The organism is Promicromonospora sp. NPDC050249, assembly GCF_040656015.1.
Classification (GTDB): Bacteria; Actinomycetota; Actinomycetes; order Actinomycetales; family Cellulomonadaceae; genus Promicromonospora.
The window spans coordinates 17092-43018 of the sequence record NZ_JBFAKY010000005.1 but is presented as its reverse complement, the minus strand read 5'-3'; the positions used below and the strand labels follow the sequence as shown (position 1 = coordinate 43018).

21 protein-coding genes are annotated in these 25927 nt (G+C 72.4%); 11 read left to right on the top strand and 10 right to left on the bottom strand.

From position 1 onward, the window contains the following. The first annotated feature begins 60 nt into the window (after positions 1-60). Positions 61-465: a hypothetical protein gene (locus AB0I32_RS05275; protein ID WP_357503608.1), complete on the top strand. Its 405-nt coding sequence runs from the start codon at positions 61-63 to the stop codon at positions 463-465. A gap of 211 nt (positions 466-676) precedes the next feature. Further along, positions 677-1144, top strand: coding sequence for a hypothetical protein (locus AB0I32_RS05270; RefSeq protein ID WP_357503606.1), 468 nt, complete (start codon positions 677-679; stop codon positions 1142-1144). Between the two features lie 72 nt (positions 1145-1216). Here the strand turns inward: AB0I32_RS05270 and AB0I32_RS05265 are convergent, their stop codons facing one another. Both AB0I32_RS05265 and AB0I32_RS05260 read right to left on the bottom strand, forming a co-directional pair. Next, a complete protein-coding gene (locus AB0I32_RS05265) occupies positions 1217-3334 on the bottom strand; it encodes a penicillin-binding transpeptidase domain-containing protein (RefSeq protein WP_357503604.1) in 2118 nt (705 codons plus the stop codon). A gap of 180 nt (positions 3335-3514) precedes the next feature. Then, positions 3515-4132 carry a hypothetical protein gene (locus tag AB0I32_RS05260; protein WP_357503602.1) on the bottom strand — a complete coding sequence of 206 codons (618 nt, stop codon included), beginning with the start codon at positions 4130-4132 and terminating at the stop codon, positions 3515-3517. Positions 4133-4551: 419 nt separating this feature from the next. Here AB0I32_RS05260 and AB0I32_RS05255 point away from each other — a divergent pair, with 419 nt between their 5' ends. The 7 genes from AB0I32_RS05255 to AB0I32_RS05225 all read left to right on the top strand — a co-directional run bounded on the left by AB0I32_RS05255 (position 4552) and on the right by AB0I32_RS05225 (position 12674). Then, positions 4552-4770 (top strand): hypothetical protein, encoded by a 219-nt coding sequence (locus tag AB0I32_RS05255; RefSeq protein ID WP_357503601.1) that lies wholly within the window; start codon positions 4552-4554, stop codon positions 4768-4770. A 65-nt stretch (positions 4771-4835) separates the two neighbouring features. Next, on the top strand, positions 4836-7865 hold the full coding sequence (locus AB0I32_RS05250) for an AAA family ATPase (RefSeq protein ID WP_357503598.1): 3030 nt from the start codon (positions 4836-4838) through the stop codon (positions 7863-7865). A 90-nt stretch (positions 7866-7955) separates the two neighbouring features. After that, positions 7956-10151, top strand: coding sequence for a SpoIIE family protein phosphatase (locus tag AB0I32_RS05245; protein ID WP_357503596.1), 2196 nt, complete (start codon positions 7956-7958; stop codon positions 10149-10151). An 83-nt stretch (positions 10152-10234) separates the two neighbouring features. Further along, entirely contained in the window at positions 10235-11257 is a 1023-nt protein-coding gene (locus tag AB0I32_RS05240; protein ID WP_357503594.1) for a sigma-70 family RNA polymerase sigma factor, read from the top strand. A gap of 24 nt (positions 11258-11281) precedes the next feature. Beyond that, a complete protein-coding gene (locus AB0I32_RS05235) occupies positions 11282-11743 on the top strand; it encodes a universal stress protein (protein WP_357503592.1) in 462 nt (153 codons plus the stop codon). 50 nt (positions 11744-11793) lie between these two features. Continuing rightward, positions 11794-12261, top strand: coding sequence for a CrcB family protein (locus tag AB0I32_RS05230; protein ID WP_357503590.1), 468 nt, complete (start codon positions 11794-11796; stop codon positions 12259-12261). A 5-nt stretch (positions 12262-12266) separates the two neighbouring features. Beyond that, positions 12267-12674 carry a CrcB family protein gene (locus AB0I32_RS05225; protein ID WP_357503912.1) on the top strand — a complete coding sequence of 136 codons (408 nt, stop codon included), beginning with the start codon at positions 12267-12269 and terminating at the stop codon, positions 12672-12674. Between the two features lie 55 nt (positions 12675-12729). Here AB0I32_RS05225 and AB0I32_RS05220 read toward each other — a convergent pair whose 3' ends face one another. Further along, a complete protein-coding gene (locus AB0I32_RS05220) occupies positions 12730-13128 on the bottom strand; it encodes a hypothetical protein (protein WP_357503588.1) in 399 nt (132 codons plus the stop codon). 138 nt (positions 13129-13266) lie between these two features. Between AB0I32_RS05220 and AB0I32_RS05215 the strand changes: the two genes are divergently transcribed. Continuing rightward, positions 13267-14199, top strand: coding sequence for a 5'-3' exonuclease (locus AB0I32_RS05215; protein ID WP_357503586.1), 933 nt, complete (start codon positions 13267-13269; stop codon positions 14197-14199). A gap of 16 nt (positions 14200-14215) precedes the next feature. Here AB0I32_RS05215 and AB0I32_RS05210 read toward each other — a convergent pair whose 3' ends face one another. Further along, the gene (locus AB0I32_RS05210) at positions 14216-15049 is read right to left on the bottom strand and encodes a CbiX/SirB N-terminal domain-containing protein (RefSeq protein WP_357503584.1); all 834 of its coding nucleotides are present in this window, start codon (positions 15047-15049) and stop codon (positions 14216-14218) included. 219 nt (positions 15050-15268) lie between these two features. Beyond that, complete coding sequence (locus AB0I32_RS05205; protein ID WP_357503582.1) at positions 15269-17995, bottom strand: phosphoenolpyruvate carboxylase; 2727 nt, start codon at positions 17993-17995, stop codon at positions 15269-15271. Between the two features lie 56 nt (positions 17996-18051). Here AB0I32_RS05205 and AB0I32_RS05200 point away from each other — a divergent pair, with 56 nt between their 5' ends. Next, positions 18052-18921: a DNA/RNA non-specific endonuclease gene (locus tag AB0I32_RS05200; RefSeq protein ID WP_357503580.1), complete on the top strand. Its 870-nt coding sequence runs from the start codon at positions 18052-18054 to the stop codon at positions 18919-18921. A 59-nt stretch (positions 18922-18980) separates the two neighbouring features. Here AB0I32_RS05200 and AB0I32_RS05195 read toward each other — a convergent pair whose 3' ends face one another. The 5 genes from AB0I32_RS05195 to AB0I32_RS05175 all read right to left on the bottom strand — a co-directional run bounded on the left by AB0I32_RS05195 (position 18981) and on the right by AB0I32_RS05175 (position 25896). After that, positions 18981-19844 carry an NAD(P)-dependent oxidoreductase gene (locus AB0I32_RS05195; protein WP_357503578.1) on the bottom strand — a complete coding sequence of 288 codons (864 nt, stop codon included), beginning with the start codon at positions 19842-19844 and terminating at the stop codon, positions 18981-18983. A 69-nt stretch (positions 19845-19913) separates the two neighbouring features. Further along, a complete protein-coding gene (locus AB0I32_RS05190) occupies positions 19914-20699 on the bottom strand; it encodes a deoxyribonuclease IV (protein ID WP_357503576.1) in 786 nt (261 codons plus the stop codon). Positions 20700-20745: 46 nt separating this feature from the next. Next, a complete protein-coding gene (locus tag AB0I32_RS05185) occupies positions 20746-22428 on the bottom strand; it encodes a PQQ-binding-like beta-propeller repeat protein (RefSeq protein WP_357503574.1) in 1683 nt (560 codons plus the stop codon). Positions 22429-22486: 58 nt separating this feature from the next. Beyond that, positions 22487-24163 carry a PQQ-binding-like beta-propeller repeat protein gene (locus tag AB0I32_RS05180; protein WP_357503572.1) on the bottom strand — a complete coding sequence of 559 codons (1677 nt, stop codon included), beginning with the start codon at positions 24161-24163 and terminating at the stop codon, positions 22487-22489. Between the two features lie 41 nt (positions 24164-24204). Next, positions 24205-25896, bottom strand: coding sequence for a PQQ-binding-like beta-propeller repeat protein (locus AB0I32_RS05175; protein ID WP_357503570.1), 1692 nt, complete (start codon positions 25894-25896; stop codon positions 24205-24207). Positions 25897-25927: the final 31 nt, after the last annotated feature.

The window sequence follows — 25927 nt, the reverse complement described above, 5'->3', positions numbered from 1 at the left end:
ACGGCGGCAGCCTGGTGCTGTGGCCGGAACGACCGGCCGAACCGAATGCTGGAGGTCGACATGCTCACCGCGACGACGGAGGTCCTCGCCAACGGGCCGCACGACGGCTGGGGCGGACCCGGCCCGTTCTTCTTCATCTTCCCGCTGCTCTGGTTCCTGCTGTTCGCGACCGTGGTCTTCCTGATCGCCCGGCGCGCACGGCGCGGCCCGCGCGGCGCCTGGGGCGGCCCGTGGGCCGCGCACGCCGCGGCCGGTGCCGACCCGGTGACGCTGCTGGGTACCCGCTTCGCTCGCGGGGAGATCGACGAGGCCGAGTACCGCTCTCGGCTCACCGTGCTCCGCTCGGCGGAGCCATACCCGACGGCCCCGCCGAGCGCCGGACCGAACGCCGGACCGACGGCTCCTGACGTTCCTCCCGCGGCCTCCACGCCGCAGGACCAGCCGCCGGCCGACGACAACCGCTGACGAACCGCCCCGCACGGCCCTTGGCGCCCAGGTCACTCCGGTGACCTGGGCGTCGAGTGCGTGCCATGCCGGTCCACGCCAGCCCTGGTGCCGGGAGCCCCGCGCGTCACGGCGGCAACGATTGGCCTTCTGTTGCGGCGGTGCCGCTAGACTCGCGGGCGAGTGCGACCGAACGCACTTTTCTGACCCGATGACGTGAGGGAAGTAGATCGTGAGCACCAGCAAGAACTGGGCGACGGCCGCACTGGTCTCCTGTGCACTACTGCTGTCCGGATGCGCGGCCCTCGAGAGCATGGCCAGCGACTTCGCGCCCTCTGGCGAAGAGGTCACGCCGGTCGTGCCGTCGCCCGTCGCCAAGGCCCCGATCAGCACCGGCGAGTACGACCTCGTCGAGTCGTGCAACGCGTTCTTCAAGACCCGGCTCGTCACCGACGTCACCGCGGCCGCCCCTGCCGTCCAGGCGCCGCTCAACGAGGAGCTCACGGGCGCCTTCAGCACCATCAGCAAGACGATCGGCCTGCTGATCGGCAAGGCGGACGCGGTGAGCATCGAGCACCTCGAGGCGGTCCGCGCACCGTTCGACCAGGCGCTCGACGGCTCCATCGCCCGCCCCAAGGCCGTCGAGGCAGCGATCAAGAACTACGAGACCGCATGCAAGGAAGGCGGCTTCAAGGGCTGATCCGAGCGGCCCGGTGGTCGAGCTCGCCGGTCTCGACAAGCTCGACCAGCCGGGACGCGTGCGGCCAGCGGGCTAGCTGCCCGTGAGGAACTTGTGCATCACCGGGCCGGCCGTCGTCGAGCCCAGCTCGCCCTCCTCGATGAACACGACGGCGGCCAGGTCGTTCGTGATGGCGAGCATCCAGACGTGGGCCTTGCTGCCGTCACCGAACTGAGCGGTTCCCGTCTTCGCACCGACGATCCCTGGCACGTCCTGCAGCACCGTCGCGGAGCCTTCCTGCACCACGCCGCCCATCAGGCCGCGCAGGGTGGCCGCCTCCTCCGTGGTCAGATCGCCCGCCGGCGCCTTCTCCGCAGCCTTCCCGTCTGACGGCTCCACCAGCCACGGCGACACGGTGTGGCCCGCGGAGACGCTCGCCGCGACGGTCGCCATCGCGAGCGGCGTGCCCAGCACCTTGCCCTGGCCGATCATCGACGCGGCGTGCTCCGTGGCCTCCGCCTCCGCCGGGACGTCGCCCATCGCAGCCCCGGCACCGAAGGCCTTGGCCTCGACGCCCAGGCCGAGCGCCGTCGCGGCGTCGTGCAGCTGCTGCTGCGAGATCTTCTCGTGCTGCGAGATGAAGCCCGTGTTGCACGAGTAGGCGAACACCGTCCGGAACGGCACCGCGTCTCCCGTCGCGAACGCGGGGTAGCCGGGCACGTTCTGGAACGTGCGCCCCCCGACGTCGATGCTCTCCGTGCAGGGCAGCGGGGTGTCCGGCGTGATCCCCGAACGAAGCATCGCGAGGGACGTCGCGATCTTGAACGTGGACCCGGGCGCGTACTGGCCCAGCGTGGCCGTGCTGTACCCCTCGGAACCGGGGCCCGACGCCGCCGCGAGCACCTCACCGGTCGACGGCTTGATCGCGACGATGGCGCTCGCCAGGTCGTCGAAGCCGGCCAGCGCCGCCTCGGCCCGGACCTGCGTTGCGGGGTCGAGCGTGATCGTCAGCGGCTCGCCGTCCTTCTTGTCGATGGTGAACGCCTCGCGGGCCTCACCGCCTTCGCCGCCCTCGGCGGGCTCGGCGGGCTCGATGGTCACCGCCAGGCCGGGCACACCACGAAGCTGCTCGTCGTGAGCGGCCTGCAGACCGGACAGGCCGACCATGTCGCCAGGCTTGACGGCGCCCTTCGACTCCTCGACGATCTCCGCCGTGGCCTCGCCGACCGTACCGAGGAGTGGCCGCGCGAAGTCGCGCTCCCGCGCGAGCGACAGCTCGTCGGGGATCCCGACCACGCCGTTGATCGCCATGGCTCCCTCGAAGTCGTACTCCGAGTCGTTGTCGCGGATCGTGATGACCTCGACGAACGCCTTGGCCCCCGCAGCGGCGACCTGCGCGGCGATGCCGTCGGTGGTCTCCTGGTCGAACTTCAGCACCCTCCCGAGCTGCTCGGCGGCCGTCTCCCAGCCCGGACGGGTCTTGTCGATGCCCACGCGGTGCACGGGCGTCATGCCGACGATCGTCTCGCCGTTCGTCGAGATGATCTCGCCGCGCGCCGGTTCGGTGCGCTCGACGGCGAGCCGCTCGCCCGGCTCGAGACCCGGCACCAGCACGCCGGTGTTCCAGCCGGCCTCCCACTCCCCTGCCTCGCCGTCGGTCGCGCCCGGGTAGGTCAGCTGCGCGACGGTCTCGTACTCCCAGGCCTCCTTCGTCGCGACGGGCCAGGACCAGGCGAGCGTCGCGGTGGCGGTAGCGGTGCCGTCGTCGCCCTCCTCGACCGGCGTGACGCTCTTGACCTGCACGGTCCCGCCCTCCTCGCCGACGGCCGCCAGGAGCTGCTCGAACACCTGGGCGTACTGCTCGTCCGGCGAGGCCGACGTCTCCATGGCGAGCGGGACGCCGGCCGGTTTGCCCTCCTGGAGCGCCGCCGCGAGCTGCTCCGCGGCCGGCTCGGGGTCAGGGATCGGCGGTTCACGGAACAGGAACCAGAGGCCGACCCCTACCACCAGGAGCAGGACGACGACGGCGCCGATGATCAGCGCCAGCCGGCCCTTGCGGCGGGGAGCCGGTGCGACGGGTGGCGGTCCGCCGGGCGGCGGCACCTGTGCGTAACCACCTGGAGAGGGCGGAACCTGTGCGTACCCACCTGGCGGAGGCGGGACCGGCGCATGACCGTCCGCAGGCAGGTGAGGTGAGGGGTATCCGGTCATGCCCAGGAGCCTAAGGGCCGGGTCATGATCCGCACGTGTTATATCGGGCGGGCTTGGGTGAAGGAAATGGGCGGGGCCGCCGAACCCCCTGGACCTGCGGCCCCGCCCGTCGACGTCACGCGTCGCCGATAGAGAGGCACGGGCTCGCGGCTTGTGACCGCGGCGACGGAGCCCGGCAGGTCAGGCGGTCGGTGCTGACTTCACCACCGGACCCCAGGCCAGCGGGTCGAGCGTGCGGGCGTCGTCGTCCGTGTTCCCGGCCCAGCGGCGCGCGTCGGCGATCGTCGCCTCGAGCAGGTTGCGCAGCCGCGCGTCGACGTCGGGCACGAACGCCTCCGAGATGCCCTGCACCGCGGTGGAGACCACGCTCGGTGCGGCGTCGCGCACGAACCGCTTGGGTCGCACGCTGGTGCCCGCGCAGAACCGCTCGGCCCAGGCCGCGGTCTTCGGCACGGCCGCGAGCGCGTCCTTGCTCTCCGGCGCCAAGGTGCCAGGGGGCCGGTCGTCCAGGACGTCGAGCATGCGCTCGGAGCCGAGGATCGCCACGGCCAGCGTCTGCTGCCGGTCGGCCGGCGAGACAGGCAGCGCCGTCTGCGCGGCGCGCAGCGCGATGCGCACGTCCCAGCGCGGGTCGGTGCTGGTCAGGCCGATGACCGACGGGATGAGCGGCGCGAGCTGCGGACGCGAGTGGTCCGCCGTCAGGTCGTTCACCGCACGGGCGAGCATCGCGATCAGCGGATGCGTGCAGGCGGGGTGATCGCTCCACTTCTCACCTGCGAGGAAGGATGCGAGCTCCATGAAGCACGCGCCCTTCTTTGGGTTGCGGTGCTTTCCACGGCCGAGCATGGGCAAGATGTCGTACGTTCCGGCTTCGGTTCCGGTCACGATTCCACCCCCGAATTGGGTTCGCTGCTTGCTCCAGTGTGCGTCTGGTGTGACGTAGATCGCAATAGTGAGCCCGCGAACTGCCTGAATCTCCCCAGCCACCGGGAGTGGGGCGGGACTTCCCGCGCGGTACCTCAGACCACCTCAGAGGCACCTCAGAGGCACCTCAGGGGCACCTCAGGGGTACCTCAGAGGCACCTCGGCCGACCGTCTGAGGTATGCCGCTCGTCAGGACTACCCGACCGTCCGATCCGCGGGGTCCGGCCTCAGGACGAGCGTCTTCCTCATCAGCCGGACGGGCACACGGCCCGCCGGGGACATCCGGAGGAATCATGTCGCTGTGGGGACCCGCCGTCGAAGCGGAGATCGAGTACCGGCAGGCCGAGGTCAGGAAGGCCTGGGGCCACCAGGGGAAGAGCGGTGCGGACGGCGCCGACCGGGCCGAGCGCCGGTCGGAGCGCCGGGTGCGGGCCGACCGTGCCGAGCAGATCAGGGAGGGCATCGCGGGTATGCGCCCGGCGGCGACCACCCGTCACGGCCTGTTCGCGTGATCACGGTGGGAGCCGGGACGCAAAAGGCCGGGGGGAGTGTCGGTGAGCGGTGGCACGATGTGCAGGTGCGACGCTCCACGACGATCCCCCTGGTCTCCCGGCAGGAGCAGGTTTCCTCCCTCCTGCTGGCGGTGGGGCGCGCCTCGGCGGGCCGTCCCGGCTTCGTGCTGGCGGGTGGTGACGCCGGCGTGGGCAAGACGCGTCTGATCACCCACGTCGCCCAGGCGGCGGAGCAGGCGGGGGCGAGTGCCGTGGTGGTCCACTGCGTGGACCTTGGCCAGGTGGGCATCCCGTACCTGCCGTTCACCGAGGCGCTGACCCAGCTGCAGGCCGGTGCCGCGGGGCCTGAGGCCGCGGCGCGGGTCACCGAGCTGGTGGCCGAGCGGCCGGCGCTCTGGCGTCTCCTGGAGCCCGGCGGGACCGGCGACGCCGACCATGACGAGCGGCTCCAGCTCTTCGAGGGCATCGGTCGCAGCCTCGCACTCTCCGGCGTGCCGGAGCGTCCGCTCGTCCTGGTGATCGAGGACGCGCACTGGGCGGACGCGTCGACGCGCGACGTGCTGCGGTTCCTCGCGGCCCGCGCACGCTCCGAGAACGTACTGATCGTGGTGACCTACCGGACGGACGACGTCGACAGGCGTCATCCCCTGCGCCCGCTGCTCGCCGAGCTGTCTCGGCTGGAGCACGTCGAGCGGATGGACCTGCAGCCCTTCAACGAGGACGAGCTGCGTGAGTTCACCACCGCCCTGGTCGGCCGGCCGCTGACGCCCGCGGGTTTCGCCGAGGTGCTGGACCGGTCGGAGGGCAACGCATTCTTCGCGGAAGAGCTCCTGGACGCCGGACCGGACTCGGCGAGCCTGCCCTGGACTCTCACCGAGGTGCTCCGCACCCGGCTCGAACGGCTGGACCCCGAGGTGCAGCAGGTGCTGCGCATCGCGTCGGTCGCCGGACGCCGCGTGCGGGAGGACCTGCTCCGGGCCGCCGCCGCGCGCTGGGGCGCGCCGGACATCGACGCCGCGCTGCGCGAGGCCGTGACCCAGCAGGTCCTCGTGGTGTGCGACGCGTGCCTGGAGTTCCGGCACGCGCTGCTGGCCGAGGCCCTGTACGCCGACCTGCTCCCGGGCGAACGCTCGGCGGTGCACCGTGCCTACCTCGCGGTGATTGAGCAGGACGGGCCGGACGGCATGCCGATCGGCAGCGCGGCCGAACGCGCCCACCACGCCTTCGAGGGGCACGACCTGCCCGCTGCCCTGAGCGCGTCGCGTGACGCCGCCCTGCGCGCCCGCCGACTGCTCGCACCCGAGGAAGAGCTCAAGCACTGGGAGCAGGTGCTGGCGCTGTGGGAGTCGGTCCCGGACGCCGAGGAACGGATCGGCGAGGACCGGGTCTCCGTCGCCCTGTCGGCGGGCGAGGCGGCCGCACGAGCAGGCGACCCGATGCGCGCGGTCAAGCTGACCAGACGCGCGGTCGAAGGCGTCGACGACCCCGTGCGGCGCGCCGGCCTGCAGCACGTGCTCGTGCACCGCAACCTCGACCTGCCCACCTGGGACGAGACACCGGGCCAGGTCGAAGCGGCGATCGCGGACCTGCGGGCCGCCCTGGAGATCCTGCCGAAGCGCAGCCCGGAGCGGATCTGGACCAACGCCCTGCTCGCTCGGATCGCGATGATCGTCGACCAGGACGACGACGCCCGCGTGCACGCCGCCTGCGCCATCGAGGAGGCGCGTGCCACGGGCCAGCCCGGCGCGCTCGCCGCCGCGCTCTCCACGCTCGCCGTGCTCGACGTCGCCGACCCCGACCGGGCGGCGGCGCTCCTCGACGAGGCGCGTTCGGCAGCCGTCGAGGCAGGGGACGTGCTCACCGAGATGCGCACCCTCTACAACGCCACGGCCAACCGCTTCTACGCGGGTGAGCTGGACACGGCGGAGCAGCGGGTGCAGCACGCCCTCGCCCGGGCCGAGGAGCTCGGCCTCGCCTGGAGCACGCCCACCGTCAACCTGCGCATCCTGCAGGAGGTCATGCTCTACTTCCGCGGCGACCTGACGGCCCGTGCCGCCGACGGCGTCCCCGCCACGTCCAAGCACGTCATGGACGCGTGCCGGATGTACGCGGCGGTCGCCCGCGGCGACGACGACGTGCTCGCCCGTGGCGAGGCCCTGCTGGACCACTGGCAGAACGACGGCATGATCGCCCTGATAGGTGGCGGCAGCATGGTCGACGCCCTCACGTGGGCCGGTCGGTACGACGACGCGGCGGCCCTGGCCGTACGGATCACCGACCACCTCGGCGAGGTGTGGACGGAGGTGTTCCTCGGCCGGATCTGGCTGTCCGCGCTGGCGATCGCTGCCCTGGCCGACGCGGCCGAGGCCGACCGTTCGGCGGGGCGCGTCGGCGCTCCGGGCTCCGCCGCCGCGACGGCCGTCGAGTCCCGCGCCGCCGCCCGGATCGAGAGCGGTGACTCGCTCCTCGCCGTCGCACGGGAGACCGCCCAGCGCGGCCGCCCCCGCGGCGGCGTGCTCGGCCCCGAGGGCAGTGCCTGGCTGCAGCGGGCGACCGCGGAGAACGCCCGCCTGCACGCCGTGGTCGGGTATGGCCAGGGACCGGCGGGCGACGAGAGCGACGAACCGGCCTCGGGCAGGCTGTGGCGGGAGGCCGCCGAGGCGTGGCAGGAGACGGTGAACGCCTTCGACTTCGGTTACCGCTACGAGGTGGCGCGGTCGCGCTACCGCTGGGCCGAGGCACTGCTGGGGACCGGCGAACGGGAGGCCGCCGAGGTGGAGGCGGCCGAGGCGCTCTCGGAGGCGGAGGACATGGGCGCGAAGCCCCTGGCCGAGGCCGTCCGCGCACTGGCAAGGCGGGCGCGGCTCGACCTGCCGGGCGTACGTCGCGCCACCGCGTCGACCCTGACGGACCGCGAGGAAGAGGTGCTCGGACTCGTCGCGCAGGGCCTCTCGAACCGGCAGATCGGCGAACGTCTCTTCATCTCCACCAAGACGGTGAGCGTGCACGTGTCCAACCTGCTCGCCAAGCTCGGCGCCTCGGGACGGGCAGAAGCGGTGAGCCTCGCGCACCAGCGCGGCCTGCTCGAAGTATGACCCGAACGCGGCAGGCTACCTGCCCGGCGCAAAAGGGACACATCCGGTACATCTGTCGCGCACGAGCCCTTCTCTCGCAATACTGAGCAGATGCCGACGGACCTCCAGGCGTTGCGAGACCTTGAGCACGTCGGTCTCGGTGCTCCCACTGCTGATGAGGCCTTTGACCGTTTTGCTCGCCTGGTCCGGCGCCACCTGAAGGTGCCGGCGGCCGTCGTGTACTTCGTGGTCCCTCAGGGGCAGGTGCTGGCGGGTTCCTCGGGCATGCCGGAACCGATGCAGTCGAACCGCATGCTGCAGTACCCAGGGACGCTCACGAACGTGATCGCCACGCGCGGCGAGCCGGTCGTCTCGTCGGACGCCCGCCTCGACCCGATCCTGCGCGACAACTACCTCGTCCGCGAGATGGGCCTGGTCGCCGTCGCCGGCTATCCCGTGTTCGACCTGCGCGGCCGCGCCGTCGGCGCGCTGTGCGCGGTGGCCGACGAGCCCCGCGAGTGGTCGGAGGACGACCGCGCCTCCCTCGCCGACCTCGCCGCTGCCTGCACCGCCGAGCTGCGGCTGCGGGCCGAGCGGGAACGCGCGCGCCGGATCCAGCAGACGGCGGTCCGCGCCAACCGGCGTAGCCGGTTCCTGCTCTCGCTGAGCGAGGCGTTCGCGAACGCCAACACCATGGACCAGGTCGAAGAGGTGATCGTCGAGGTCAGCACCGCCGGTATCGGCGCGCGGTACTGCGCGTTCGCCCTGATGGACGCCGACGGGCGGGGGATCACCTATCGCTCGCTCGTCCACGCCGAGCCGCAGTTCCCGCAGCGGCTGCGGCAGGCGAAGCTGGACGACCAGCGGCCGCTGGCCGAGGCCGCCCGGACGGGCCGCCCGCTGCTCTTCCGGTCGGGTGACGAGCTCTTCTCGGCCTTCCCGGACCTCCAGGACCTCTGCGACCCGGACATCGGCGCCCGCGCGTTCCTCCCGGTGATGACGGCCGGCGCCGTGGTCGCCGTCATCGGGCTGGCGTGGGACCGTGACCGCGGGCCGGACAAGGACTCGTACGCCCTCCAGACCGGCCTCGCGCACTACACGGGTCACGCGCTCGAGCGCGCGCGGCTCCTGGAAGAGCGCCGCGAGTCCGCGAAGACGCTGCAGCGGGCGATGCTCAGCCGGCTGCCCGAGGTGCCGCACCTCGACATGGCGGCCACCTACTCCCCCGCCACACGCTCCGACCAGATAGGCGGCGACTGGTACGACGCCGTAGCGGTGGACGACGACGCGACCATGTTCATGATCGGCGACGTGACGGGTCACGACATGCGCGCCGCGGCCAAGATGGGCCAGCTCAGGTCCCTGCTGCGCGCGTTCGCGTGGAGCCACGACGAGTCGCCGTCGGCCCTGTTGTCCCTGCTCGACAAGGCCAACTCGGGCCTGGGGCTGCTCGCCAGCGGGACCGCGGTGGTCGCCCGCCTGGAGCGGGCCGGCGCGGCCTACCAGCTCACGTGGTCGACCGCCGGCCATCCGCCGCCCCTCGTGCTCAGGCAGGACGGGACGGTGGAGCGCCTCTCGGTGCTGCCGGACATGATGCTCGGTGTACGGCCGACGGCGAAACGCACCGACCACGTCACGACGCTGCACCCCGGCGACACGCTCCTGCTCTACACGGACGGCCTCGCCGAGCAGCGTGGCACCACGCCGGACCAGTGGCTGAACCGCCTGCAGAAGACGCTCGGCGTGCTGGGCGACACGGCCACCGCCGCGCTGCCCGTCACCCTCGTACGTCGCCTCGCCTCGGACGACCAGCGGGACGACGTCGCGGTGCTCGCCGTCCGCGTGCGGGCGGCAGCACCGTCGGGCCCGCCGTCGCTGGGGCGTCCCGCCACCGCGGAGCGCAAGCTCGCCCCCTCGCTGAGCGACGTCGGACCGGCCCGCATCTGGGTCGACGACGTGCTGGAGAGCTGCGCCGTACCGATGGCGCTGCGCCGGACGGTGATGCTGCTGACGTCCGAGGTGCTGACCAACGCCGTCGACCACGGGCAGGCGCCGTTCACCGCCACCGTGGAGGTGGACATGGAGCGCCTGCGGGTAGGGGTGCGGGACTCGTCGACCGCGCAGCCCGAGCTGCGCGACCCGACGGTCACCGAGTTCGGCGGACGCGGCGTGCAGTTCCTGGAGCGGCTCGCGTCCCGCTGGGGAGTGGACCGGCACGGCGAGCCGGCCGAAGGGCAGCACCGGGCCGGCCGGCGGGGGAGCCGACGGACCGGCAAGACCGTCTGGTTCGAGCTCGACCTGCGCTGACACCGGGGTGAACTTCGGCCGGTGGCTTCGGCCAGGATCGAATCCACCGGAGCGTGTCAGTGGTGCCGCGTACCGTGTGATCCATGGCACAGACAGCGTCACATCCTAGGCAAAGCACCGGTGAGGACCTGGCTGCGGACGAGCTCTCCGCACAGCTGGAGGTCTACCGCCGCGAGCTCACCGGGTACTGCTATCGGCTGCTGGGCGGCGCGTTCGACGCCGACGACGCCGTGCAGGAGACCCTCCTGCGCGCGTGGCGGTCCTACGAGCGGTTCGAGGGCCGTTCCTCGCTGCGCACCTGGCTGTACCGGATCGCAACGAACGTCTGCTTCGACCAGCTGGGTTCGAGCCGGGCCAAGCGCGAGCGACCCATGGGTCTCGGCGCCGCGGTCGACCCGGTCGAGGAGAGCCTCGCGAACGTACTGCCCGAGTACGCATGGGTCGAACCGGTCCCGACGGAGCACGTGCTCCCCGGCGCGGGTGACCCCGCGGACACGACCATCGCGCGTGAGTCGGTGCGCCTGGCGTTCGTCGCCGCGCTGCAGCACCTGCCGGCCAAGCAGCGCGCGGTTCTCATCCTGCGCGAGGTGCTCCGGTGGCCCGCGACCGAGGTCGCCACGCTGCTCGACACGTCGGTGGCGTCCGTGAACAGCGCGCTGCAACGGGCGCGCGCGACGCTCGCCGACAAGGCACCGGACAGGTCTGGCACCTCGGAGGCTTCCGCACCGCCGTCGGCGAGCGAGTCCGAGCTGCTGGAGCGGTACGTCGCGGCGTTCGAGCGGTACGACATGCAGGCGCTGGCCAACCTGCTGCGCGAGGACGCGGTCATGAACATGCCGCCGTACGCGATGTGGCTGGAGGGCATCGAGAACATCCAGGCGTGGATGCTCGGCCCGGGCAACGGGTGCGAGGGCTCCCGCTGCGTGCCGATCCACGTCAACGGCACCCCGGGGTTCGCCCAGTACCGGCAGGACCCGAAGGGCGGCTACTTCCCGTGGGGCATCGTGGTGCTGGAGAACGACGGCTCGCACATCACCGGCATCACCACTTTTCTCGACACGGAGAAGTGGTTCTCCCGATTCGGCCTGCCGAGCCACCTCGAGTAGGCATTTGGCCATACCCTCACAAGGGTGACTGTGCGATCCGTGGTGGTCGGCGTTGACCACAAGAATCCGGACCTGGCTCGGCGGGCAGCGTCGCTCGTCCAGTCCCTGGGTGGAAGCCTGATCGAGCTCGTATGCGTGTGGGTCGACGAGACAGCCGTCTCGGACTCGCGGGGATTCACCGTCTCGGTGGATCCGGACATCGCTGTGTCCTCGGACGCGTACGGGGCCGACGTCCTGGCGGGCCTGAACAGGGCGATGGCCGACGTCGGTCTGCCGTGGAGCGCCCTGCGCGGCGCCGGCGACCCGGCCGCCGAGCTGGGGCGAGTGGCCGACCAGGTGGAGGCCGCGATGATCGTCGTCGGCGCTCGGCGCTCCGGCCTGCGTGGCTGGACCACCAACATCGTGGGCGGGACCGTCGCCGGCCGGCTCATCCACAACCAGCCGCGACCCGTGGTGGTTCTCCCGGGGGCGGCGCCGACGTCGTGAGCGATAGGTTCTTACCTGACCTGTCGAACGTTCACGAAGGAGCACACCGGGTGGCCCGAGCGCCGCATCGCGACTGGCGGTACGTCGGTCTCGTCGCGCTCGGCGGAGCCGCCGGCTCGGTCGCCCGGCACCTGCTGACCATCTGGTCGGGAGTCCTCCTGACGCCGCTGACCACCCTCTTCCCGAGTGCGGCCGAGACGGTGCTCTTCTTCCCGATCGGGACGCTCGTGGTCAACGTGGTCGGCGCACTCGCCCTGGGATACCTCCTGGAGGCCCTCGCCCGTCGCGGCCGCGAGACCGTGCGACGCCGCAAGATCCGCATCGGGATCGGTACCGGCGTGCTCGGCGGCTTCACCACGTACTCGGCGCTGGCGCTGCAGACGCACCAGCTGCTCGGCGGCGGGCTCGGCTGGCTCGCGCTGCTCTACGTGGTGCTCACCCTCGCGGGCGGGACCGCTGCCTGCCTCGGCGGGATCGCGCTGGCCGCACGCGCCGACCGACGACGAGAGCGCAGGTGACACAGATGTTCGAGCTGCTCGTGGTGGCCGTCGGCGGGGGGCTGGGCGCCGCCGCCCGGTTCATGGTCGACGGCGAGATCCGGGACCGCCACAACGGCGGGTTCCCGTGGGGGACGTTCGTCGTGAACGTGACCGGCTCGTTCCTCATCGGCCTGTTCGCGACGCTGTTCCTCACGCTCCTCCACCTCGGGGTGCCGAGCAGCACCGCCCACCTGGTGCAGCTCGCCCTCGTCACCGGCCTGTGCGGCGGCTACACCACGTTTTCCACAAGCACTGTGGAGTCCGTGCGGCTGGCCCGGTCCGGCCGGATGCGGCTCGCGCTGGCGAACTCTCTGGGCACGCTGATGGTCACCGTCACGGCCGCCGGGCTGGGCACATGGCTGGGCACGGTGGTGAGCGGACCGTACGGCTGAGGCTGCCCGTGGCGCCGCTCGGCTGGCCGTGGGCGGTGCACCTCGTTCGGCTGCCTTACACCGGCACCTCGCCGGGGTTCACCGCGCCGAGGAAGAGCTCGGCCAGCAGGGTCCACTCCTTGAGCGGCCGGTCGCCGACGAAGCGCGCCGCTTCCTCGGGCGTCCGGTTCACCAGCGCGATGTCGACGACGAACTGGCCGCCGCTCTCTCGCCAGACGACCGCGGCGTTCGTCCGCCGGCTCGATCCGCTGATCCCGGCCCGGAGCTCGTTCTCCGGCTTCTGCACCCGCTCGATCAACGGGTAGTCGCTGGTGTGTTCCCAGCTCGACCACGCGTAGCTCAGCGCACGCTCGAGGTCCGCCTTCACGGACGTGACTCGCGTCTCGCCGATAGCTGCCATGCCAAGGCCGAGTCCCTCGATCACCTCGGTCACCTGCTGTTCTTTGCTTGCCATGTTCGGACACTACGGGCACACCAGACCGGAACCGGCCTTCGCCCGCCATTTCACCCAGATTGTTCCCGTACTGCGCCCTACGGGGCCCACAGCGCGCTCAACGTACGCGTGTCGGTGTGCCGTGGCAGGCTTCGCTGCATGAGCCTGATGCTCCTCGACACCGCCTCGCTGTACTTCCGCGCCTTCTTCGGCGTCCCCGACACGCTGCGGGCACCGAGCGGCGCGCCAGTGAACGCCGTCCGTGGCCTGCTCGACACCGTCGCCTGGCTCGCCACGACACACGGCCCCGACCGCATGGTCGCGTGCTGGGACGACGACTGGCGCCCCGCGTTCCGCGTGGAGGCGATCCCGAGCTACAAGGCGCACCGTGTGGCGCAGGAGGTACCAGGCACCACCGGCATCGAGGAGGTGCCCGAGGCACTGCTCGCCCAGGTCCCGATCATCGTGGAGGTGCTCGCCGCACTCGGCATCGCGCGCGTCGGTGTGCCCGGCTACGAGGCCGACGACGTCATCGGCACCCTGACCACCCGCGCCGTCGAGCAGAACGCGGGCCCTGTCGACATCGTCACCGGTGACCGCGACCTGTTCCAGCTGGTCGACGACGCCGCGGGGGTGCGCGTGCTCTACCCGGCGCGCGGCATCCGCGACCCCGACGTGGTGAACGAGAAGCGGCTGGCGGAGCGGTACGGCGTCGCGTCCGGACAGGCCTATGCGGACATGGCGACGCTCAGGGGCGACCCGAGCGACGGCCTGCCCGGCGTGCCGGGGGTCGGCGAGAAGACGGCGGCCAAGCTGCTCGCCCAGTACGGCGACCTGGCCGGGATCCTCGCGGCCCGTGACGCCGGCGACAAGGGCCTGACCACGACGCAGCGCCGTCGCCTGCAGGAGGCCGACGCCTACCTGCAGGTCGCGCCCGTCGTCGTCCAGGTCGCACGGGACGCGCCGCTGCCGGCGTTCGATCCGGCGGTGCCCAAGGCGCCCGCCGACCCCGACGCGCTGGCGGCGCTGACCGCCGAGTGGGGCCTGCAGTCCAGCGTGGGGCGGGTGCGGACGGCGTTCGGCTGGGCGTGAGCCCAGCCGAACGGTCTCAGGACGCGATCGCCGCGTCGTAGCGGTCCAGGACCACCTGGACCAGGCGGGGGTCCGCCTTCTCGGCTCGGGCCGGACCGGCGACCGGGTCCGTCACCACATCGGCGCCCGCCTCCAGCACGCGGTCCAGGAAGTATCCGGGCGCGAGCAGGTAGGACACGACGATCACCCGCGGCGCAGACGCACCTGGGGCGCCGGAGGTCTCGGACGCCCCGGATGTCGCGCCCGCCGCGGCCCGGGCAGCGGCCACCGCGGCGGGCACGCGCGGCTCCGCCCCCGCTCCGTACGATGGTGTGACGGGCCGCCCGAGTCGCTGAGCCAACGCGCTCGTGACCTCCTCGACCGCGGTGGCGGCTGCCGCCACCGAGGATCCGGCGGCCGCGAGCACCACCACGTCGTCCGGCCGGAACGGGCCGTGCGCCGCCTCGGCGGCGGCGTACCGGTCGGCGAGGATGTCGACGAGCAGGGGGTGCGGCCCGAGCGGTTCGGCGGCGACAGCCACGTCCTCGCCCGCCGTGTTCACCGCGGCGACGGCCTGCGCGATGTCGTGCCGTACGTGATACCCCGTCGACAGGAGCAGCGGCACGACGACCGCCGTGGGGCCCCCGACCGGGGATACCGCGCCAGAGCCGTCGCGGGCGGTGGCGGAGCCCGCGTCCCGCACCGCCCCGGCCAGCACCTCGTCAACCTCGGGCTGCTGGACGTCCACGAACGCCTCGCGCACGTCGAGCTCGGGCCGGGCCGCGCGGACACCGTCGAGCAGCGCACGCACGGCGGCCTGCCCTGCAGGATCGTCGGTCCCGTGGGACGTCCCGATCAGCACTGCACTCATCGTCTTCCCATCGTTCGGCGGATCCTTCTGTGCCTGACGCCGATGTCGTCGGCGAGGCGCTGCCAGTTCGGTCGGTTGCATCGCTGCCTTACTGAGATCGGTCCGTTGCTCCGAGATCGGTCAATCAATGGACCGATCTCGGAGCAACCGACCGAACTCGTGGCCGACGCCCGCGCAACCGACCGAACTCACCCGATCCCGCGCGCGCCGTGCCCGAGCTCACCCCGTGTTCTGCAGGCCCGCCGAGACACCGTTCACGGTCAGCAGCAGCAGGTGCTGCAGCCGTCCCGCGTAGTCGCCGTCGACGGCGGAGCTGCCGTCGGACCCGGTACGCAGGCCGCGCAGCGCGCGGACCTGCAGCAACGAGAGGGCATCGACGTACGGCGACCGCAGCTGGACGGCCCGGCCGAGCACCCGCTTGGAGGCCAGCGGCCACTCGTTGCCGCTGATCTTCAGCACCCACTCGCGCGTGAGGCGGAGCTCGTCGAGCACCATCGCGGCAAGGTCGTCGCGCGAACCCAGCGCGAGGTACTGCGCGGCGATCCGCTCGTCGGTCTTGGCGAGCGACATCTCGACGTTGTCGAGCATGGTCGCGAACAGCGGCCACTCGGCGCGCGCCGACTTCAGCAGCTCGACGTCGCCGACCGCTGCGAGCGCGGTGCCCAGGCCGTACCAGCCGGCCAGGTTGATGCGGGCCTGCGACCAGGAGAAGACCCAGGGGATCGCACGCAGGTCGTCGAGCGAGTTGACGGAGAGGCCGCGCTTGGCGGGCCGCGAACCGATCGGCAGCAGGCCGACCTCCTCCAGGGGCGTGACCTGCGCGAACCACTTCGGGAACCCGTCGGCCTTCACGAGCTCGTGGAACCGCTCGCGGGAGGTCGCGTCGAGCGCCTTGGCGAGCGGGGCGAACTTCGCGGCAGCGCTCTCGTTGACGGCCTCCACCGACGGCGCCGACGCCAGCAGCGTCGCCGCCGCCACCTGCTCGATGTGCCGGGACGCGATGACGGGGTCGCCGTACCGGGCGAGGATGACCTCGCCCTGCTCGGTCAGCTTGAACCGGCCGTCCACCGAGTGCGGCGGCTGCGCCAGCACCGCCCGGTTGGCGGGGCCGCCGCCGCGGCCGAGCGCGCCACCGCGGCCGTGGAACAGCGTGAGCTTGAGGTCGTTGTTGCGGGCCCACTCGGCGATCCGCGACTGGGCGTCGTGCAGCGCGAGCGTCGCCGCCACGGGACCGACGTCCTTGGACGAGTCCGAGTAGCCGAGCATGACCTCGACGCGCCGGCCGTTCTCGGTCAGCCGCTTCTGCACCGCGGGCAGCGTCAGCATCGAGTCCAGGATCGGCACCGAGTTCTGCAGGTCGGCGAAGGTCTCGAACAGGGGGATCGCGTCGATCACGGGCCCGGCCTCCGGGTCGTCCGCAAAGGCGTACGAGGCCAGCTCGTAGACGGCGGCCAGGTGCTCCGGCGCCTGCGTGAACGACACGATGTAGCGGCGCGCCGCACGCTCGCCGAACCGGCGCTGGATGGCGCCGAGGGCACGATAGGTGTCGAGCACCTCGCGGGTCTTGTCGCTCAGCGCGCCGCCCACCCCCAGCTCGCGGATCTCGTCGAGGGCCGCCGCGTGCACCTGCGAGTGCTGCCGCACCTCGAGCTCCGCCAGGTGGAACCCGAAGGTCTGCACCTGCCAGACCAGGCGCTGCAGGTCGCCGTACGCGGCGCGTGCCGCGCCGGCCGCCACCAACGAGTCCTGCACGATGATCAGGTCCGCCTCGAACTGCTCGGCGTTCGCGTAGGCCAGGTCGGCGTCGCGGGTCCGGGTCGCGGAGATCCGCTCCGCGAGCGCCAGCATCACCGCACGGTGGGGCTCGTTCGGCGAGGCCTCCTGGGCCCGCCGGGCGACCTCCTCGGACATCTGGCGGATCCGCTGCCAGAGCGCGTTGAGGTCCGACGACGGGGTGGTGCCCTCGGCGTCGAGCGTCAGCTTGCGTCCGGTCTCCACGGCAAGCCGCTCCAGCGCTGCCAGCGCGTGGTCCGCGGCGAGCGCCGCGGCCTGCCGGGTGATCTCCGCGGTGACGTTGGGGTTGCCGTCGCGGTCGCCGCCGATCCAGGTCCCGAGCTTTACGAACGGCTTCGCGACGGGGGTGGCACGACCGGCGTCGTCGGCCAGGAGCCAGTCGTCGAGCCGCCGGTACACGTCGCCGAAGACGTCCACCAGGACGGCGTCGAACACGCCCATCACGGTCTTGACCTCGTCGATCACCGAGGGCTTGCTGGTCCGCACGGGGGCGGTGCGCCACATGGTGTCGATCTCGCCGAGCATGCGCCGCTCGTTCTCGGCGAGCGTCACACCACCGGGGCGGCGGGTGTCCCGCTCGGCCAGAAGGTCCGCGAGGCGGCGGATGGTGCCGCTGATCGCCCGACGGCGCGCCTCGGTCGGGTGTGCCGTCAGGACCGGCCGGAACTCGAGCTCGCCGAGCCTGCGCAGCGCCTCGTCCCGCCCCACCTCTTCGGTGAGCCGGGCGAACGCCGCGGGGATGGTGTCCTCGAGGACCGCCGGACCCGTGGTGGTCTCGGCCTCGCGGGAGCGCAGCACGCGGACGCGGTGGTACTCCTCGGCGAGGTTCGCGAGGTGGAAGTAGCACGTGAACGCGCGAGCCACCTGTTCGGCGCGCTCGACCGAGAACGACGCGACCACGTCCGCCGCCTCGTCCAGCGCGTGGGGCGACGGGTCGCCGTAGGCACGGATGGTCAGCTCGCGGAGACGTTCGACGTCGTCCAGCAGATCCTGGCCCCCGTCCTCGCGGAGGATCCTGCCGAGAAGTCCGCCGAGGAGACGTACATCCTCGCGCAGCGGGTCGGGTACCTCGTGCCGGGCGTTGCCGCGAACGGTCTGAGTTGATTCACTCACGGGTGAGAGCCTAGGACCAGATTGCCAATGCCCGTTCATCGTGTCCGATTGTTGGTCTGGTCATGACCTGCCCGACTCTGGTTGGCTGTCTCCCTGTGACCGGCTATGACGCAGAGTTCCTCGGTTTCACCGTCCCGCTTCCGGTCTCGCCCGTCGAGGTACGTGTCCTGCACTACACCCACTTCTCGGTGCTGCTCGATCCGCTGCGCCGGCTCGCTGCGGCCACCGCCTGCATGGTCGACGGCGCGACGCTGCTGGCCCTGCGCCGCAGCGGCCGGTGGCGGCTGGACCACCGGGTGGCTTCCGGTGAGCAGTCGGGCAGCGAGCTGTACTCGGGCAACCCGCTGGACCGCGGCCACCTGGTCCGCCGTCTCGACCCCGTGTGGGGCGACGCCGAGACCGCCGCCCGGGCCAACCACGACACGTTCACCTACACGAACGCCGCGCCGCAGGTGAACAGGTTCAACCAGTCGAAGGAGCTGTGGAACGGGCTCGAGGACCACGTGCTCGCGTACGCCGCAGCCCATGACCACCGCCTGGCGGTGCAGACCGGCCCGGTCTTCGCCGCCGACGACCCGCTCTACCGCGGCGTCCGGATCCCTCGCCTGTTCTGGAAGGTGGTGGCGTGGGTGGGGCCGGGCGACGTGCTGCGGGCCACCGGCTTCGTGCTGGACCAGACGCCACAGCTCGACGACGCGCGCCTCCACGAGATCACGGCCCAGGCGCTGGCCAGGGACGACATCCCGCCGCTGGGCCCGTTCCGGACGTACCAGGTGCCGGTGGCCGACGTCGCGGCGCTCACCCGGCTGGGTCTCGGCCCGCTCCCGGAGGCGGACGTGCTCGCGGAGCCGCCGCGGACGCCGTCGGGCACCCGGCCGACGGACATCACCATCCACCGCCTCCCACGCGCCCGGGCGTGGTCCGAGATCCGCACCCGCGACCAGATCACCCTCCCCAGCCGCTGAGTGCTGGGTATCTCCGTGGAAAGAGGGCTGAGAACGACAGATACCCAGCGCTCAGCGGGCTAGGCGTGGTCCAGCCAGGTATGGGTCGGGGCGTAGTTCAGGAGGCGGCGGGCCTTGTCGATGCTCAGCAGGGTCTCGCGGCCCTCGAGCGGGCGGCGGAGCGGGACGTCGGGGAAGACCTCCGCCGCCAGCTCGGCCGAGCTGCGCCGCATCACGGTGTCCTCGTTGGCGATGACGAACGCCTCGAACCCCGTGAGCTCCGCCTCGAGTGCTCGGCGCACCGCCTGCGCCCCGTCGCGCCCGTCGATGTAGCCCCACAGGTTCCAGCGCCGGGCCTGCGCATCGTCCTGCCAGGACGGGAAGCCGGCGTAGTCCTCGGGACGCATCACGTTGGAGAACCTGAGCGCGACGACCTTCAGCTCCGGGTCCCACCGCGTGAAGTGCTTGGCCATCTCCTCCTCGAGCGACTTGCCGAGCGAGTACGTGGACTGCGGCAGGACGTCGTACTCCTCGTCCACCGGGAGGTACGGCGGCGGCACGTCGAACGGGAGGCCGAGCACGGTCTCCGACGACGCCGTCACCACGTTCCGGATGCCGACGACCTGAGCGGCGCGCAGCACGTTGTACGTGCTGGGCACGTTGTTGCGGAACGTCGCGGCGTTGGTCGCCATGCCAGGGGCGGGAATCGCGGACAGGTGCACGACGGCGTCAGCGGCCCGCCCCTCGTCCACGCCGGACAGGAGCTCGATCACCTGGCCGAGGTCCGTCAGGTCGGCGACGGTGAAGTCGCCGGGGCTGCCCGGCGGGGGCGCCACGCGGTCGGTCGCGACCACGTGATAGCCCGAGTCCGCCAGGTGCTCGACGACGAACTGGCCGAGCTTGCCGCTCGCGCCGGTGACCACTACCCGCTGCGTCGTTGCCATGGGTCCGATCCTGCCAGGTGGTCCCGACAGGTTCGACCAGCCCTGGGCGGGTCGACCAGCGGTGGCGCGTCAGCCCAGGCGCTCGCGCAGCCAGGCGATGTCCGGTGCCATGTCGCCCTTGGTCTCGCAGATCACCGGGGCGCCCGCCGCCGCGACCACCCCGACCAGGAGCTCCTCGGGGATCAGCCCCTTGCCGAAGTTGATGTGCCGGTCCGCGCCGGACCCTGCGACGTCGCGCGAGTCGTTGGCGTGCACCAGGTCGATGCGGCCGGTGATCGCGCGGATCTGCTCGACGGCCGTCGCGAGGTCGAACCCACCGGCCCAGGCGTGACAGGTGTCGAGGGTGAACCCGACGTTGTCCCCACCGTTCGCCGTGGTCACGGCCGCCCACAGCTCCTCGATCCGCTCCAGCCGGCGCGCCATGGAGTAGTCGCCGCCCGCCGTGTTCTCGATGAGCACCGGGACGTCGGTCTCCAGGGCGTCGATCGCCTTGCGCCAGTTGTCGAAACCCTTGGCCGGCTCGTCGTTCGCTGTGACGTGCCCGCCGTGCACGACGACGCCCTTCGCGCCGATCGCAGAGGCGCCGTCCATGATCTGCTGCAGCAGCTTGCGGCTCGGGATCCGGATCCGGTTGTTCGTTGACGCCACGTTGATCACGTACGGCGCGTGCACGTACAGGTCCACACCCGCCGCGGCGGCGTCGGCCCGGAGCGCCTCCGCACCGCCCTCGTACGGGAGGTCCGGGACCTTCCACGCCTGCGGGTCGCTGAGGAACACCTGCACCGTGTCCGCGCCAAGCGTCTTCGCCGCACCGATCGCGTCGGTCAGGTCCACGTGCGCGCCGATCTTCACCATGGCCCCACCATAGGACGGCTCACCGACACGGCGTCGGCAGACGCCGTCAGCCCAGTCCGCGCACGCCCCCCTGCGTCACCGCGAGCAGCCGGCCACCGACCGCGACCAGGGACGGGTCCTGGACCGGGCCGAGAACGTCCGCGATGGGCACGTCCCAGGCGAGCTCGCCCGAAACCGTGTCGAGCGACACGAGGTCGAACCTGCCTGTCTCGTCGTGCAGGAGCAGGAGCACATGACGGCCGTCGGTGAAGGCCCGGAACAGGAACCGGACGTCGGATTCGCCGTCGGCGCCCTTCGCGATGTCCAGGGCCCACCGCCGGTCCCCGGTCGCGACGTCCAGCCCGCGTACCTCCCCGCGCGAGGCCACGACGACCGCCGTCTCACCCACCTCGGCGGCGAACTGGAAGGTATCCGTCTCCCGGGCGTCCCAGCGGGGCGTCCCGTCCGGCTCGTAGGCGTGCACGCCCGGCGCGTCCTTGTCCCAGCTGAGCACCAGACCCGCTCCGTCGACCACTGCCGCCTCGACCGCATAGCCCGCGACCGTCCCGAGAACCTCACCGTCAGCCGAGTAGACGACGGTGTCCGTCGTCGAGTCGAAGCCCGAGGCGAGGTAACCACCCGTGCTGAGGCCGACGATGCCGCTGGCTCCGGATGGCACCGCTCCGCGGAGCAGCTCTCCGTCCGACGTGACGGAGGCGTTGGCGCCGCAGCCGTTGAGGGCGACGAGGTCGCCGCTGATGTGCGCACCGAACGCTTCGGGCTGCAGCGGGTCGTCGCTCACGGGGTCGGAGACCTCGCCCCATGGGCCGCCGCCCTGCCACGGGTTGCAGTTCGCGGCGGGGGTCGCCACGAACGGCGCGGTGACGCTCCAGCGCTCCGCACCGGTGACGGCGTCCTCGGCGCGCAGCGTGATGTCCCGGCCGGACGTGACGGTCCCGGTGCATTCGCCGGTCGGCGAGCACACGGCGTCGGCCAGGTCTACCGCCGAGGTGTCACCGACCCGTCGCGCCCGCAGCACCGTGCCGTCCGGCCCAGGCCTCGCGGATCCGTACCGGCGCGTGTCCGCGGGATCGAGGAGACGCGGCTCGGACGCCGCCCCGTCCGGCCCGACCACCATGACCTCGCGTTCCTCTGGCGCACCCTGGAGGCACACCACTGACACGGTGGTGAGGTCCGCCCCGCCCGGGTACCCGGTAGGCCCGCAGTCCGGGAGGTCGCCGAGCGGGACCGACCAGGCCTCGGCGCCCGTCGCCGGCTCCAGCGCGAGCAGCTCGTCGTCCGACACGAACACCAGCAGGTCGCCGAGCGCGGCCACCTGGACGCTGCCCCAGTACGCCTCGAACCCGCCGGTGCCGACGGCTCCTTCCCACGCCCACCGCTCGGCGAGCGGGGACGACAGGTCCGCCACACCGCCGCGCACGCTGCGGATCCGGTCCAGCTGCTGGACGGTGCGTACTCCGTCAAGGGCGAAACCCGTCCCCAGGACTACCGCGAGCACCGCGGCGACCGGTGCCAGCAGGCGCAGCCACCGGGTCGCGCCCGTCGGCACCACCGGGTCGGCACGCCCGCCGTCGCCCATCTCCGAGGCGTCGTCAGGACCGCCGTCCGCTGCGCCGTCGGGAAGCGACAGGTCGGGACGCGGGGGAGCGTCGAGCGCGTCATCGTCGCCCGCACCGTCGTCGATGAGGTCGAAGACGAACGCGTCACCGCCTGCCGGATCGCGTCCCATGCGGCCGAGCGTATGCGGAGCGGCCCGCCGATTCACCAGAAGTGCCGTTACCCACTGCTCAGCCCAGCCCGCGGACACCGTCCGGCGTGACCTCCAGGAGGTTGCCGTCGATCGCCAGCAGCCCGCCGCCGCCGATCTGGCTGGCCCCGTCGAGGGCGGCTTCCTCGCCGTGCTGCTCCCAGGCCACCTCACCCGAGAGCACGTCGAGGGACACCAGCCCCGCGCTGCCGTAGCCGTTCTCGACGACCAGCAGCACGTGCTGCCCGTCGGTGAAGCTACGGGCCACGTAGAGCTCCGCTCCGTACTCGTCGGGGTCCGTGTCCTTCCACGCCCACCGTTCCTCGCCGGACGCGAGGTCCAGCCCACGCACCGTCCCGCCGGCGGTCAGGATCACCGCTGTCCCGGCGACCTGCGCGAGGAAGCTCTGGGCATCGGTGGCCACCCCGGCGTCCCAGCGGCGGGTACCGTCCGGCTCGTAGGCCGTGACCCGGGCTCCCGGCTCCCCGACACCGAGGAGCGTGTCCGGCCCGGACCCGTCCACGGCACCCGGCTCTGCGGCGTACCCGTCGATCTGGCCGACGGTGTCACCCGCGGAGTCGTAGAGGACGGTCCGCACGTGCTCGCTCCAGGTGTAGCCGCTGTACCTGCCGTTCCGGAGGCTCTCCACGCTGCCGGTGCCGGGCTCGATCTCCGTACCGATCAGCACGCCGTCCGAGGTGATGACGGCCTCGACACCGCACCCGTACAGCTGCACCAGCCTGCCGGTGATCTGGGCGCCGAAGCTGCCGGGATCGATCATGTTGCTCAGGTTCACCGCGGTGCTCGACCCGTCCCACGAGGTGCCGTACCAGTTGGCGCACTGGTCGGCGGGCGTTGGCCGGAACGGGACGGTCACGCGCCAGCGTTCCTCACCCGTGACGGCGTCCTCGGCCCGGATCGTGAGGTCCTGACCTGCCCGCACCGTCCCTCTGCACTCCCCCAGCTCGGTGCACTCGCCGTCGCCGAGGCCGGACGTCGGTGCACGGCCGGTCCGCTCGGCACGCACCACCGTGCCGCCCGGACCGGGCCGGGGCTCCCCGAACCGGCGGGTGTCCGCAGCGGAGAGGACGCGGGGCGCCGAGACCACACCGTCCGGCCCGACGACTGTCACCGCCCGGTCCGCATCCGGGCCGGCCAGGCACACCAGGGCCGACGTCATGATCTGTCCCCAGCCCGCCGAGCCGGTCGGCCCGCAGTCGGGGTCGGCGCCGAGCGGGACGACCCAGGCCTCGGCACCCGTCGCGGCGGAGAGCGCGACCAGCTCGTCGCCGGACTCGAACACGAGCACGTCACCGAGGACCGCGACCTCCACCCCCAGCCCCTCCTCGACCGCCCTGGGGGAGCCGACGTCGCCCTCCCAGGCCCACGTCTCGGTGAGCGGTGCGGACACGTCGACCACACCCCCGTGGACCTCACGCATCCGCTCCGCCCGTGCGGCGTCCCGTACGCCGTCCATCCCGAGACCCGTGCCGAGCACTATCGCAAGGACCGCGGCGACCGGCGCGACGCCGCGGAGACTCCGGTCCGACCCTGCCCAGGGCTCACCGGGCGCGACGCCCTCCGCTTCCGGCTCGTCCCCGTCCAGGCCGTCCCCGGCGGTCCCGGCCTGCGGTGCGAGAGGGCCCGCTGGGTCGGCCGCGCCGTCGTCGACCAGGTCGAAGACGAACGCACCACCCGGCTCCCGATCACGTGCCATGCGGTCGAGCGTATGCCGGTCGGGTCGCTCCCACCCAAGTCTCACCCGAGGCCACGCACGCCGCGTGGAGTGACCTCGAGCAGGTTGCCGTCCACCGCTATCAGGTCACCGACCACGCCCTGCTCGACGGTGCCGCCGTCCGCCAGGTCGAACGTGCTGATCGGCCCACCACCCGCCCGGTCCCAGAGCACCGCACCGGAGGCCGCGTCGAGCGCCACCAGGCCCTGCGTCCCGCCGCCCGCCTCGCGCTCGGTCAGCAGGAGCACGGACTCGCCGTCGGTGAAGGCCTGGACCACGTGGACGCTCCCGAAGTACCCGCCGTCGTCCGCCGACACCGGGGCCGAGCCGTCCCAGAACCACTTCTCCGCCCCCGTGGCGAGATCCAGCCCGCGCACCGTCCCTGCCCCGGACGTGATGACCGCCGTGTCACCCACCTGGGCGAGGAACTCCTGGCCACCCGACTGCAGGACGATGTCCCAGCGGGGTGTGCCGTCCGGTTCGTAGGCGCGCAGCCGGCGCGCGGGCTCGTCGACCGCGAGCAGCGTCGCCGGCCCTACCTCGTCGGTGGCCGCAGGGCTGAGCGGGTAGCCGGTGACCTCGCCGACGACGTCGCCGTCGGCCGCGTACAGGCTGGCGCGGGCCACGCCCTCGAAGCTCACCCCCGCATACCTGGTGGCACCCAGCCTGACGACGCCACCCCTGCCCGACTCGATCTCCGTGCCGAGCACCACCCCGCCCGACGTGACGGAGGCCTCGATGCCGCACCCGTTCAGGTCGACGAGGCCCGCGGTGACCTGGGCGCCGAACGTGTCCGGAGTGAGCTGCCCGCTGAGCACCAGCCGGGTGTCCGAGCCGCCCCAGGACCCACCGAACGTGCGCGCGCACTGCACGGCGTCCGCCGCCCGGAACGGGACGGTCACCGTCCAGCGCGCGGCGCCGGTCGCCGCGTCCTCGGCGCGGAGCAGCAGGTCCCGGCCCGCCCGGACGGTCCCGGAGCATTCACCGGCGGCCGTGCACGCGGCGTCGCCGAGGTCTATCGCAGAGAGCGGTCCCGACCGCTTCGCACGCAGCACCGTGCCGTCCGGCCCGACGTGGGGCAGTCCGTACCGGCGCGTGTCTGCGGCGTCGAGGACACGCGGGGCCGACGTCGCGCCGTCCGGCCCCACCGCGACCACCTCACGTTCCGCGCCGTTCCCCGTCCCCTGCAGGCACACCAGCGCGTCCGACGCCGGATCGGTCCAGGCGGGCGAGACCATCGGACCGCAGTCCGCGTTCCCGCGGAGCCGCACGGTCCAGGCTTCCTGACCCGTGGCCGGGTCCAGTGCGACCAGCCCGTCGTCGGACCTGAAGGCCAGCACTTCGCCGAGCACCACGACGTCGGCGGTGGCGCTCTCGCCGGAACCCACCGCGCCCGCCCACACCCACTTCTCCTCCAGCGGTGTCGACACGTCGGCGACGCCCCCAGGGACGTCGCGCATCCGCTCGATCCGCTCGTGGTCGCGGATGCCTTCGACGGCGAGCCCGGTCCCGAGCACTATCGCCAGGACGGCCGCGGTCTGCGCGGCGGCGCGCCGCTTGCGTCCTGGGCTGCCCGACGCCGACGGGTCGGCCGCGAACCCGGCATCGGGTGTCGTGCCCGACCCCGTGGAACCTGTCGGCACGTCACCAGCGGGCGCGTCGTCGTCGACCAGGTCGAAGACGAACGCATCACCCTCGTCCGGGTCGCGCGCCATGCGGCAGAGCGTAGCGCCGGGCGGCGCGCCG